Origin of the sequence: Corynebacterium doosanense CAU 212 = DSM 45436 (assembly GCF_000767055.1) — a bacterium.
Lineage (GTDB): Bacteria > Actinomycetota > Actinomycetes > Mycobacteriales > Mycobacteriaceae > Corynebacterium > Corynebacterium doosanense.
The window spans coordinates 1022621-1035508 of the sequence record NZ_CP006764.1 but is presented as its reverse complement, the minus strand read 5'-3'; the positions used below and the strand labels follow the sequence as shown (position 1 = coordinate 1035508).

The 12888-nt window shown below is 68.2% G+C and carries 8 protein-coding genes and 2 pseudogenes; 3 read left to right on the top strand and 7 right to left on the bottom strand.

Translation table 11 applies throughout. From position 1 onward, the window contains the following. Positions 1-104 precede the first annotated feature (104 nt). Positions 105-395, top strand: coding sequence for a DUF2316 family protein (locus CDOO_RS05170; RefSeq protein WP_018022669.1), 291 nt, complete (start codon positions 105-107; stop codon positions 393-395). Here the strand turns inward: CDOO_RS05170 and CDOO_RS05165 are convergent. The 3 genes from CDOO_RS05165 to CDOO_RS05155 are packed head-to-tail and all read right to left on the bottom strand — an operon-like array spanning position 392 to position 3208. Continuing rightward, positions 392-1393: an alcohol dehydrogenase catalytic domain-containing protein gene (locus tag CDOO_RS05165; protein WP_018022668.1), complete on the bottom strand. Its 1002-nt coding sequence runs from the start codon at positions 1391-1393 to the stop codon at positions 392-394. The genes CDOO_RS05170 and CDOO_RS05165 overlap by 4 nt on opposite strands. After that, positions 1393-2058 (bottom strand): phosphonatase-like hydrolase, encoded by a 666-nt coding sequence (locus tag CDOO_RS05160; protein WP_018022667.1) that lies wholly within the window; start codon positions 2056-2058, stop codon positions 1393-1395. Before CDOO_RS05160 ends, CDOO_RS05165 begins: the two co-directional genes overlap by 1 nt. A gap of 28 nt (positions 2059-2086) precedes the next feature. Further along, positions 2087-3208, bottom strand: coding sequence for a TIGR03364 family FAD-dependent oxidoreductase (locus tag CDOO_RS05155; protein WP_018022666.1), 1122 nt, complete (start codon positions 3206-3208; stop codon positions 2087-2089). A 308-nt stretch (positions 3209-3516) separates the two neighbouring features. On the opposite strand from CDOO_RS05155, the gene CDOO_RS05150 reads away from it, so the two are divergent. Further along, complete coding sequence (locus tag CDOO_RS05150; protein ID WP_018022665.1) at positions 3517-5136, top strand: thiamine pyrophosphate-binding protein; 1620 nt, start codon at positions 3517-3519, stop codon at positions 5134-5136. Between the two features lie 5 nt (positions 5137-5141). Here the strand turns inward: CDOO_RS05150 and CDOO_RS05145 are convergent. Beyond that, positions 5142-6080, bottom strand: a pseudogene (locus tag CDOO_RS05145) (aldehyde dehydrogenase family protein); the annotation flags it as partial. On the opposite strand from CDOO_RS05145, the gene CDOO_RS05140 reads away from it, so the two are divergent. Continuing rightward, on the top strand, positions 6064-7329 hold the full coding sequence (locus CDOO_RS05140) for an FAD-dependent monooxygenase (RefSeq protein ID WP_425389144.1): 1266 nt from the start codon (positions 6064-6066) through the stop codon (positions 7327-7329). The pseudogene CDOO_RS05145 and the gene CDOO_RS05140 overlap by 17 nt on opposite strands. Positions 7330-7404: 75 nt before the next feature. Here the strand turns inward: CDOO_RS05140 and nrfD are convergent, their stop codons facing one another. The 3 genes and pseudogenes from nrfD to fdnG all read right to left on the bottom strand — a co-directional run. After that, a complete protein-coding gene (gene nrfD / locus CDOO_RS05135; protein ID WP_018022662.1) occupies positions 7405-8505 on the bottom strand; it encodes an NrfD/PsrC family molybdoenzyme membrane anchor subunit in 1101 nt (366 codons plus the stop codon). Then, complete coding sequence (locus CDOO_RS05130) at positions 8505-9512, bottom strand: 4Fe-4S dicluster domain-containing protein (RefSeq protein WP_018022661.1); 1008 nt, start codon at positions 9510-9512, stop codon at positions 8505-8507. Before CDOO_RS05130 ends, nrfD begins: the two co-directional genes overlap by 1 nt. Before the next feature lie 141 nt (positions 9513-9653). After that, positions 9654-12830, bottom strand: a pseudogene (gene fdnG / locus CDOO_RS05125) (formate dehydrogenase-N subunit alpha); the annotation flags it as partial. Positions 12831-12888 lie beyond the last annotated feature (58 nt).

Here is a 12888-nt window from a genome sequence, read left to right as displayed (position 1 = left end):
GGGGTTCTCCAGACAAGAGGTGAAATTGATCAACAATTTTGTTGTGACACCGCCACTTTACATCCATATTCTGTGATGTAGTACCCGCCAGGAAAGGAATAATTTTGTCGCTCTCACCAGACCAGCAGAGGCGCACCGCGGAAGAGATCCAGGCCAACGCCCGCGCGGCCGGACTCTCCCACGCGGAGTTCCGCCGGCGCACCGGCCTGTCCCAGCCGCGTTTCGACGCCGCCCTCAACGTCACCGCGGGCGACCCCGCCGACGTCTGGCTTCTGCGCGATGTCGCCGAGACCGCCGCGCGGAAGGCCGACGCGCCGCTGACCAGCTATTCCGTGCTCACCGAGTCGGCCAGACGGCAGGCTGCCGGCTGGTTCGGCGTCGGCGACAACCGCTAGGACCGACAGTCCACCAGCACCCGCGCACCGACCGGTTCGGTGAACACCTCCGGCAGCTCCGCGAGGCTGACCCGCCTTCCGAAGATGTGGTCCCAGGGCAGGCTGTCGCCGTGGCGATCGAGGAAACTGACCGCCTGCCCGAGGTGGCGGGGTTCGTAGTTGTGCACGCCGGTGACGGTGCGCCACCCCCGCACCACCCATTCCGGGTCGAGCATCACTCCGGGGCCGGGGGCCACGGCACCAGCCAACACCGCCACTCCCCCGACGGCGAGCGCGTCCAGGCAGGCCTGCGTTCCGGCGCTGCTGCCGGAGAGCTCGAAGCTGACGTCGACCAGCTCCCCGGAGGCGACGTCCACCACCTCGTCCGCCAGGCCGCGCACTGCCTCCCGGGCACCCGGCGCCGGGTCGCAGGCGATGATCCGGCGCGCCCCGTCGGCCCTAGCCGCGGCCACGGCGGTGATTCCCAGCATGCCCAGTCCGGTGACCAGCACCGACTTATCCCGCAGGTCTCCCGCGGTCTCGACCATCGCCATGACGGTGGCCACCGCGCAGCCCGCGGTGGAGGCCCGCTCGGAGCTGAGTTCGGGCGGCACCTCCACGACCTCGACGCCGGCCGGCAGGTGGATGTGGGTGGCGTAGGTCCCGGACCAGGGCCAGGATCCGTCGAAGGATTCGTGCCCGACCTTCTGCACCCGCTCGCACTTGGCGCTCAGGCCTCGGCGGCACATCACACACTCGTGGCAGACCGAGGTCACGGAGAACACCACCCGCTGGCCCGGTTCGATCCCGGCGCGACGACTCTCGGCCACGACACCGACCCCCTCGTGCCCGAGGACGGACGGGCAGGCACCCGGTCGGCGACCGGAGACGGTGTGGCGGTCGGAACCGCAGACGGTGGCGACCTCGAGCTCGACGAGCACCTCGCCCGCCCCGAGCTCGGGGACAGTCGCCTCGGCGACCGCGAACTCGGCTCCCCCGAGCCACACCTGCGCGCGCATCAGTTGAGCAGCGAGGGAAGATCCGCCGCCGAGCGCAGGACATGATCCGCGCCGAGCTCGGAGAACTGCTGCTCGCTGAGGTGCCCGGTGAGGACTCCCACCGAGGTCACCCCGGCGCGCTGGGCGGAGACGACGTCCGCGGACGTGTCGCCGACGCTGATGACCTCGGCCGCGTCGGTGATGTCGAGCTCCGCCATGGCCTTCTGGATCATGAACGGCTCCGGGCGGCCGGTCTCGACCTCGTCGCCGGCGACGGAGGCGTCGATCGTCTCCCCGACGCTCCACCCCATGTTCCGCAGGATCAGGTCGGTGATCTCCCGGGAGAACCCGGTGGTGAGTGCCACCTTGACCCCGGCGTCGCGAAGCGAGGCCAGCATCTCCTCGATGCCGTCGAGCGGCGTCGGCGGCTGCTCGGTGTAGGTGCGGGCGAGTTCCTCGCGGAACCACTGCCAGGCCTTGTCCACCGTGGCGTCGGAGTAGTCCACGCCGCCGACCTCGAGAAGGTGGCGGATCGCCCACTTCTTCTCGGTGCCCATGTAGTTCTGGAACTCGTTGTCGGTGTAGTCCGCGCCCTCACGCTCGGTGGCCTCGCGCAGGACGCGGTACACCTCGTCGCGGTCGTTGATGGTCGTGCCTGCCATGTCGAAGATTGCCAGCTTGTACATGAGTGTCTGTCTCTTTCTGTAGGGAGGCTCAGAAGCCTGAGATGGTCTCGCCGCGCAGCGCCAGGTCCGCGACGCCGAAGGACAGGGTCATGCCGATGCCCGAGGTCACCACGGCAACCGTGGTCCGGGCGTCCGGGTGCTCGAGCACGAGGTTGGTGCCCGCACTGTCGGCGTACTGGCCCTTCCAGCGCTGCAGCACCCGGGGCTCGTCGATGCCGAGCACGGCCGTGGACCGGTCGATGAGCAGATCTGCCACGTCCTCGGAGATGAAGGGTTCGGTGTGATCGGCGTAGTGGTGGGAGTCGCCGACGAAGATGCCCTGCTCCGTGCCGGTCATCATGAGGTTGGCGATGACATCCACCAGCCCCGGTTCCCGCCGGGCGAGCTCCTCGCGCAGCTCGGGGACGCTGGGCATGGCGGCGATGCCGTCGTAGCGCGCCATCGACGTGCCGGTGAGCACAGCGAGGTCGGCGGGAATGCGGGCGGGGCGTTCGATGAGCGCCATGGCGAGTTCACACACCCGGACCTCGTGCCGCTCCGCCAGCTCGGGGAACAGTGCCAGGAGTTTGTAACCCGGCGCGGCGATGACCCGGTCCGCGTGGAAGTCGCCGCGGACGGTGGCGACGGTGCCGTCCGCGATGCCGGTGACCTGCGTGTTCCAGGTGAACTCGACGCCGTCGGCCGCGAGGTACCGCGCTATGGCCGGCGCCGCTTCCCGGGGATCGACCCGCACGTCCAGCGGCAGGTGCGCACCACCCAGTGCGTCGAGCCCGGGGTTGCCGATCCCGGCGGCCACCTCCTCCCGGCCGAGAAGCTTGACCAGGTCGTCCCCGCGGTGCTCGGCGAACTCGGCGAGGACCTGGAGCTCGATCTCGGAGGTGGCCGGAAGCCACGTGCCGGACTCCTTCGCCCAGAAGCCCGCCTGCTGCGCGGCGCGGAGCCAGCCTTCGCGGGCGACCCGCGCCACGGGCTGGATCACGTCGGCCTGCGCGGTGAAACAGGCGTGGCCGAAGTTCTGGATGGAGCTGCCCACCGGCCGGTCGGCGGCGTCGATGACCCGCACCGACTGCCCCTGTTCCCGGGCGAGAAATGCGCTGGCCAGGCCGATGATTCCGGCGCCGACGACGATGAGGTCAGTGTGTTCAGTCACGATCCCAGGATGGCGACGCCGCGGCCGAGAGTCCACCTGGTCACGAACAAATTCAGGCAAATTCAATGATTGTTCATGTGGTCGAAGCGTGGGTGACCACCACGGTGCCCGCGCCCCGTCGCGCCGGTCGGCTATCATCGACGTGTCCGGCATCACAGTTGATCGCCGTTGCTCGAAAAATGGGCACTAGACCTGGCCTTCCGCCCCCGTCGGAGACCAACAACTCCATTCGGGTCTTCGCCGGTAACCCGGCGCCTCGGTTGAGACATATACGTCTGTATCACTCGACCCCGAACAGGACCTCCGACATGAACCCCCGCGTCTCCGACATCATCGCGTCCGCGCTCATCCGCCACATCGACACCTTCTTCGGTCTCATGGGCAACGGCAACGCCTGGCTGTGCAACGCCCTGGAAGAGTCCGGCCACGGCATCGTGCCCGTGCGCCACGAGGTGGCCACGGTCGCCGCCGCCGACGCCTATCACCGCGTCACCGGCCGACTTGCCGCCGCGACCACCACGTACGGCCCCGGCTACACCAACACCGTCACCGCGCTTGCCGAGGCGGCCATGGCCAGGACCCCCCTGGTCTTCGTGGTCGGTTCCGCCCCCACCACCGGCCACCGCCCCTGGGACGTCGACCAGGCCGGGATCGCCGCGGCCGTCGGGGCGCCCACGTTCACCGTCTCCGCCGATGATGCCGGCACGGTCACCATCCGGGCCGTCGCCCACGCCCTTGCCGAGCGCGTCCCCGTCGTGCTCGCCGTGCCCTACGACGTCGGGGCGGTGCCCGCCACCGAGGATGGCCAGGTAATTCCCGATCTCCCCACTCCCCCGCACCCGCCCGAGCTCTCCGCCGCGGATGCCACCACCATCGCCGGGATGCTTCGCGACGCCCGTCGCCCCCTCATCCTCGCGGGGCGCGGCGCGAAGAGTGCCTCGGCGCAACTCCGCGTGCTCGCCGGGACGCTCGGGGCGGACGTGGCCACGTCCGCCCCGGCACGTGGCCTGTTTGAGGGCGGTTCGGGCTACCGCGACCTGGGGGTATGCGGGGGCTTCGCCACTGAGTTCGCCGCGCAGCAGATCCACGCGGCCGACGTGGTGCTGGTCGTCGGCGCCGGCCTGAACCAGTTCACCATGGCCTTCGGCGGCGCCTTCCACCCGGACGCGACGGTGGTGCAGATAGATCTCGCCAATGCCGCCACCCACGCCCGCGTGGATGAGTTCTTTCGGGCGTGCTCCTCCCAGGCCGTCCGGGAGATCACCGTTCGGCTCGGGGACGTGGATCGGCCGCGCGTCGATAAGCCTTCCGTGCCGGAGCCTGCCCGCCCCGAGGGTGACGCCCTCGCGCCCGACGGTCGGCTGGATCCGCGCAGCCTCATGGTGCGGCTCAACCGCATCCTGCCGAAGGACAAACTGGTCGCCTCCGACGGCGGGCACTTCATCGGCTGGGCGAACATGTACTTCGACCTGCCCGCGGCCGACTCGATCAACCTGCTGGGCACGGCGTTCCAGTCCATTGGGCTGGGTTTCCCCACTGGCGTCGGGGTGGCCGCGGCCGCCGGCGAGCGCCTGACGGTCCTGGTCACCGGGGACGGCGGCGGCCTCATGGGATTCGCGGACGCGGAGAGTTTTGTGCGCACCGCGCATCGTGGAGTGGTGATCGTCTTCAACGACGCCGCCTACGGGGCGGAGATCCACCAGTACGCCACGAAGGGTCTGCGCGAGGAGCCCATGCTCATCCCCGAGGTGGACTTCGCCGGGTTGTTCCGGGCGCTGGGCGCGAAGGCCGACGTCATCCGGAGGCTCGAGGATCTCGCAGCCTTCGAGCAGTGGGTGCAGACCGGCAGCCGGGGAACCTACGTCCTCGACTGCCAGGTGTCCCCGCAGATCATCGCCCCGTGGATGTGCGAGGTCGCCGGGCTCTAAAAGCGCTACCCGTTGATCACCTGCGGCACGCCGAGCGACTTCAGGCCCGCCTCGCCGAACTCGACGCCGTAGCCCGACTGCTTGATCCCGCCGAAGGGGATGCGCGGGTCGACGCCGCCGTGGCTGTTGATCCACACGGTGCCGGCCTCGATGCGGGTCGCCACCTCGCGGGCACGGTCGCGGTCACCCGACCACACGGAGGCGCCGAGACCGACCTCGAGGGAGTTGGCCATGGCGATGGCGTCCTCCAGGTCCGAGTAACGCACGATGGGCAGCGCGGGGCCGAACTGCTCCTCCACCACCAGCGGGTTCTGCGGGTCGATGTCGGAGATGAGTGTCGTGGGGAAGAAGTACCCGGGGGCGTCGTAGTCCGGGTCGCCGCCCAGCAGGACGGTGGCGCCGGAGTCCTTGGCGGCGGTGACCAGCTTGTCCACGATGTCGAACTGCATCTGGTTCTGCAACGGGCCGAGAACGTTGGACTCGTTCATGCCTGGGCCCATGGGCATGTTCACCGCCAGGCCGGCCAGCTCGGCGCACACCTCGTCGTAGACGGAGTCGTGCACGTAGAGGCGTTTGAGGGCGGCGCAGGTCTGTCCCGTGTTGATGAAGGCACCCCAGAAGAGTCCCTCGGCGATGGCCTTGGGATCGACGTCGTCAAGCACGATGCCCGCATCGTTGCCGCCGAGCTTCAGCGTGACACGTTTGACCGTGTCAGCCGCGGATTCCGCGATCTTGCGCCCCGTCGCCGTGGAGCCGGTGAACATGATCTTGCCCACCGCCTCGTGCGTGCTCAGCGCCGCGCCGACCTCGCCGCCGCCGGAGACGACGCTCAGCACACCCTCGGGCAGCACGGTGTTGAGCACCTCCACCAGCCCCATCACGGACAGCGGGGTGTACTCGGAGGGTTTGACCACCACGGCGTTGCCCATGCGCAGCGCGTTGGCGGGTTTGAGCACCATCGGGCGCAAGCTCTCCGGGGACAAGGCCAACCAGGCCTGGGGGGTCATGGACATGGTCGTGGACACCGACTTCCCCGACTGGCGCACCAAGTGCTCCATCCACTCTAAGGCGGGTTCCATCCTGCACATCCCGCGCGAGGGCGGTTTCCTCTGCCGCATCTACGTCGACCTGGGCCAGGTTCTCGAGGACGACAACGGGCGCATCCGCGAGACCCCGGTGAAGAAGGTCATCGCCAAGGCGAACGAGATCTACCACCCGTACAGCATCGACGTGAAGGACGTGGCCTGGAGCTCGGTCTACGAGGTGGGCCACCGGCTGGTCGACGCCTTTGACAACTCGAACCCGGACAACCCGGACCATCATCCCCACGTCTTCCTCACCGGCGACGCCTGCCACACCCACTCCGCGAAGGCCGGCCAGGGCATGAACGTGTCCATGCAGGACGGCTTCAACATCGGCTGGAAGCTCGGCGCGGTCCTCTCCGGCCAGGCGAGTGAGAAACTCCTGCTCACCTACCACGGGGAGCGTCAGCCGGCGGCGCAGAACCTCATCAACTTCGACAAGCAGTGGTCCACCCTCATGGCCACTCCCCCGGAGCTGCTCGAGGATCCGCAGGCGGTGGAGAAGTTCTACGTCTCCGCCGAGGAGTTCGCCGCGGGCATGCTCACCACCTACGAGCAGAACCTCATCGTCGGAGACACCACCCACCAGGATCTGGCCACGGGTTTCCCCGTGGGCCGGCGGTTCAAGTCCCACAAGGCCATGAGGCGTTGCGACGCCGTGGTCACCCACATCGGTCACGAGCACGTCGCCGACGGCCGGTGGCGCATCTACGCCTTCGCCGACTCCCCCGCCCCGGGCGAGCCGTCAAAGATGACCGCGTGGGCCGACTGGATGAAGACCGACGACGCCTCCCCGCTGCGCCGGTTCACGCCGGCCGAGGGTGACGACAACGCCGTCTTCGACATCAAGGGCATCTACCGCCAGGGACACCACGACTTCGAGCTCTTCGACGCCCCGGACGTGTTCTTCCCCCGGATGGGCACCCTGTCGCTGACCTCCTACGAAAACGTCTACGCGGCGCTGCCCGGCGAGGACATCTTCGCGGGCCGGGGCATCTCCCGGGACGGCGCCGTCGTCGTCGTCCGCCCCGACCAGTACGTCGCGGCCGTCCTCCCCCTGGAGGACACGGCCGGGCTCTCGGAATTCTTCGACCGGTTCCTCAGGGAGTAGCACTAGAACACGGAAACAGCGGAGGGTCATGATGGCAGTTCTTCACTGCCGCCATGACCCTCCTCTGCGTATTCGCTAACCGACGGTCGTAATCGAGTCCCCGAGCTGACCCCGCGATCGCCTCTCGGCCAGGCGGCGTTTCTGCGGTTCGATGACGTACTTCGGATCCTTGGTGGAGTTCAATCCGGCCTCGAGCACGCCGAAGCGGGTCAGCGCCGAGGCGGTCACCATCGTCGCGCCAGAGAGCACGGCGACGCCCCGGTTCTTCCCGCCCAGAGCGGCGCCGATCCCGCCGCCGATGGTCAGCCATTCGGCCGCCTTGAGCAGCTTGCCGGGGGTTCCCGTGCGGTAGGGCTCATGGGAGATCTCATCCATCTGCCGGTGCATGGCCTGGGTGACCACCACCTCACCGAGGGCGCCGGTCACCGCGAGTGCGCGGGCCGGGCCGGCCTCGCTGGTGCTCGTGGTGATCATGGCCAGCCCGCCCGCGGCCGCGGATCCGGAGCTGACGAAGAGGAACGGCAGGTGCCTGCGGGCCTCGTTCCACGCCGGGACCGAGGTGTCGCCGAAGAGCACGGCGGTGTACACCGCCAGCGGGGCACCGAGGATTCCGGCCAGCGCGCCGAACGGGGTCGCGGTCCGGGGAAGGATCTCCCGCACCGGTGCCGGCAGCGGCGCCTTCTCCCCGGTGAGTTTGTCCAGCTCCGGCAGCGAGGCCACCGCGGCCGAGGACGCAAACGCCATGAGCAGCCACGATCCCCAGCTCATGGGCGAGGACGCCTTGAACACGCGGAACATGTTCAACGCGCGGGTGGGCCGGCCGAGGTCGGCGATCAGTGCCAGCGAACCTGCGGCGGCCGCGCCGATCGAGGCGATGCGGGTGTTCCGACGCAGTTCCTGCCTACCGGTGATCTCGGCACCGACGGCCAGGAGCGAGGAGCCACCCGCCACGCCGCCGAGGAAGAGATAGACGGCGATGGGCCATTCCCACGGCGGGGCCTTGACCACGGGTTTTCCGTAGTAGGACTCGAACTCGATGTTCGGGACCATGCGCTCCTCGCGGGAGCCGTCCGTGGCTCCCCCGCCCGGCCGGTCGCGGCGTCGCTTGCGCCCGCCTCCGGTGCGTCGGCGTTCCTCGCGCGGCGGGCGGTAGCTGTCAAAGTCCTGCGCTGGCATCAGTTCTTGGCTCCCAGGAAGAAGGCGGCGGCAGCGGCGACCGCCATGCCGCCGGCGGCGAGCGCGGCGCTGCGCAGCATTTCGGGCAGGTCGCGGGTGGGCACGTGCGGGTCCGGCGGGAGGCCGTAGACCTCGGGCTCGTCGAGCAGCAGGAAGATCGACCCCGTGCCGCCGACCCCGTCGGCGGCGTTGGCCCCGTAGAGCCTGGCCTCGGTGCGGCCCTGCGCGTGCAGCTCCTTCACCCGGGCCTCGGCCCGGGCCAGCATCTCCTCGTGGGTGCCGAACTGGATGGACTCCGTCGGGCAGGCCTTCTGGCACGACGGGGTCAGGCCGTCCTCGAGGCGGTCGAAACACATGGTGCACTTCTGGGCGACGCCGATGTTCTTGATGGGGGCCTTCTCGCCCTCGGTGAAGTCCTCGCCCTCGCGGGTGTCGCGCTTGAGGATGGAACCGTCGTCACGCCTCTCGATGACACCGAACGGGCATCCCGCGACACACGTGCCGCAACCGTTGCACACGTTGTCCTGGACGACGACGGTGCCGTGCTCGGTGCGAAAGAGCGCACCGGTCGGGCAGACGTCGAGGCAGCCGGCGTTGGTGCAGTGTTTGCACACGTCGGAGGACATCAGCCAGCGGAAGTCCGGGGTGTCGTAGGTCGTCTCCCCGATGTCGATGCTGGTGGTGAGATCGTTCTCCGGCTCCCTGCCCGGGAGGGTGGGCATGCCCAGGCCGACGAGCTTGCGACCGGACTCCCGGGCCTGCTCGATCTGCTCCTGGTCCTGCTCGATGAAGGCGACGTGACGCCACGTGGACGCGCCCAGGGCACTGGTGTTGTCGTAGGAGTCGCCGGTCAGGCCGAAGTTGTCCGCGGGGAGGCGGTTCCATTCCTTGCAGGCGACCTCGCAGGCCTTGCAGCCGATGCACACCGAGGTGTCGGTGAAGAACGACTTCCGGGAGTCCTCGGAATAGCCGAGGTGGCCGGGTGATTCTGTCAGCACGTTGGCCATTTACAGTTCTCCGCTCTGTTGCTGCTTCGTGGAGTCGACGTCGTCCGCGTCGTCCTCGCTCGGGCCGGAACCGGTCTTGAGTTCCGGCGATCCGGCGACGCCGCCGGCATGGCCGTGGGCACCCTCGTCGGGGAGGAAGTCCGTGAGCAGTTCGTTGCCGGAGTCCTCGGTGAGCTGGGCCTTGGCCTGGTACTGCTCCACCAGTTCCTCCCGCTGCGCCCCCTGCGGTCGACGACCGGCGAGGATGGTGCAGGCGCCGACCTTAGACGCCTGGATGGACGTGTTCGCGTCCAGCGTGATGCCCAGCAGGTCGTTCGGGGAGTCACCGGTGGCCACGGCGTAGGGGCCGTTGCCGAAGTGGAACGGGAGTCCGATGCTGTGGTAGTCGATGCCGTTGATGGTCATCATCGGGATGCGCTCGGTGACCAGCACGCGGGCCTCGATGGCACCGCGCGGGGACACGATCGTCGCCCAGCCACCGTTCTCCAGACCCTGCATCTCCGCGAGTTCCGGCGACACCTCGCAGAAGAGCTCCGGCTGGAGCTCGGCGAGGAACGGCAGGGAGCGCGACATCGCGCCGGAGGTGTAGTGCTCGGTCAGCCGGTAGGTGTTGAACACGAACGGGTAGACGTCCGAGCCGCGGGCACCGGGGGCCGGGCGCGACAGGTTGTGGTTGCCCTTGAAGATCAGCCGCGTCGGGGACTGCTGCTGCTCGTAGAGGATGTTGCTGACGGGCGACTCCTGCGGTTCGTAGTGCGTCGGCAACGGGCCGTCGACCATGCCGGTCGGGGCGAAGAGCCAGCCCTTGCCGTCCGACTGCATGATGAAGGCGTCGTTGGAGTCCAGCGCCTGCGGACCCACGGATCCCCGCTCCGGGCAGGTGCCCGGGGCCAGCTTCGCGGGGAAGTCCGGCACGTCAGGGCCGGTCCACTTGCCCTGCTCCTCGTCCCACCAGATCAGCCTCTTGCGCTCCGACCACGGTTGGCCCTCGGGGTCCGCGGAGGCACGGTTGTAGAGGATGCGGCGGTTCATCGGCCACGCCCAGCCCCAGTCGAGTGCCAGGTAATCCTGCTCCTGGCCGGGGCGTTTGTTGGCCGAGCGGTTGACCCCGCCCGCGTAGACGCCGGAGTAGATCCAGCAGCCGCTGGCGGTGGAGCCGTCAGCCTCGAGCTCGCCGAAGCCGTTGAGCAGTTCCCCGGCCTTGTCCCCCGTGAGGTGACGGCCGTTGATCTCCTGGAGGACGTCGGCGGCGCTGATGTCGCCCTTCTCATCCTCCGGGTAGTCCCAGGTGATGTGCTGCAGCGGCCAGTCGCGGGGGTCGGTGGAGTCCTTGACCCGGTCCTTGATCCGCTTGCCCAGCTGGTAGAAGAAGTCCAGCTCGCTGATCGCGTCGCCCGGGGGCTCCTTGGCCTGGAAGCGCCACTGCAGCATGCGGGAGGTCTGGGTGAACGTGCCGGACTTCTCCACATGGTTTGCGGCGGGCATGTAGAAGACCTCGGTGTCGATGTCCTCGGTGGTGAGCTCGCCGGAGAGGACCTCCGGGGAATCCTTCCAGAAGGTCGCCGTCTCGATGAGCTGGAAGTCGCGCACGACCAGCCACTTGAGTTTGGCCAGCCCGGTGCGCTGGAGGTAGCCGTTGGACTGGGCCACGGCCGGGTTCTGGCCGAACACCAGGTAGCCGTCGACTTCACCCTTATGCATCTTCTGCAGCGTGTGATAGGTCGAGGCGGGGCCGGTGAGTTTGGGCATGGCCTGGTAGGCCCACTCATTGTCCTCGGTGGCGGCGTCGCCGAAGTAGGCCTTCATGAAGGAGACCGCGTACCTGTCGCCGTGCTGCCAGAAACCACGCTGGTGTTTGTTGGCGACCGACCCGAGGTAGTCCTCCCACGTCTTCTCCTCCGCGGTGGGCATGGGCAGGTAACCCGGGAGCACGTGGAACAGGGTCGGGATGTCGGTGGAACCCTGGATGGAGGCGTGGCCGCGCAGCGCCATGATGCCGGAGCCGGGGCGGCCGACGTTGCCCATGAGCAGCTGCAGGATGGCGCAGGCGCGGATGAACTGCGCACCGAGGGTGTGCTGGGTCCAGCCCAGGGCGTAGGCGAACACCGTGGTGCGCTCACGCCCGGAGTTCTCGGCGATGGAACGCGCGAGGTACTCGAAGTCCTCCGGCGAAATGCCGCAGGTTTCCTCGACCACCTCGGGGGTGTAGCGCGAGTAGTGGCGTTTGAGGATCTGGAACACACAGTTGGGATCCTGCAGGCTGAGGTCCTGCGCGAACTGCCAGTCCTCGGGTGCGGTCTCCTCGGCGAACTTGTACTGCCAGGAGTCCCGGTCGTACTTCCCGGTCTCCGGGTCATAGCCGGAGAAGAGTCCCCCGAGGTCCTCGGTGTCCTGAAACTCGTCGTTGATGATCGTCGCGGCGTTGGTGTAGTTGATCACGTAGTCGTGGAACCACAGGTCGTTGTCGATCATGTACTTGATCAGCGCGCCGAAGAGCACGACGTCGCTGCCGCCGCGGATGCCGATGAACTTGTCGGCCACCGCGGAGGTACGAGTGAAGCGGGGGTCGACGTGGATGACCCGCGCGCCCCTCTTCTTGGCCTCCATCACCCACTGGAATCCCACCGGGTGAGCCTCGGCCATGTTGGAACCCTGAATGACGATGCAGTCAGCGTTCGCCATGTCGGGCAGGGGTTGCGTTGCGCCGCCGCGTCCGAACGAGGACCCCAGACTGGGGACCGTGGCGGAGTGTCATATTCGCGCCTGGTTCTCGAGCTGTATCGCGCCCGAGGCGGTGAACAGCTTCTTGATGAGGTAGTTCTCCTCGTTGTCCAGCGTCGCCCCGCCCAGACCGGCGATGCCGAAGGTGCGGTTGACGGTGCGACCGTGCTTATCGACGTCCTCCCAGCCATTTCGCCGGGCCTCGATCCACCGGTCGGCGATCATGTCCATCGCCGACTCATGGTCGAGCTTCACCCATTCCGTGGAACGGGGTGCGCGGTAGAGGATGTCGGTGACCCTCGTCTCGGAGTTGACCAGCTGCTCCGATGCCGAGCCCTTGGGGCACAGTCGGCCACGCGAGACCGGGGAATCGGGGTCGCCCTCGATCTGGATGACCTTCTCGTCCTTGACGTAGACGAGCTGGCCGCACCCGACGGCGCAGTAGGGGCACACGCTCTGGACGACCCGGTCCGCCTCGGCGGTACGCGGCTGCATGGTGCGGTACTTCTCGGACTCGGTGTTCTTGTCGCGGGCGAAGACGTCGCCCGATGTCAGCTGGCGGAGGACCGGCCAGTCAAGGGATAACTTTCGCGGCATGATCGACACCCTATCGGAGTTTTTGGAGAGCGGGGAAGTCGGCGGGAAACTCGTCGAA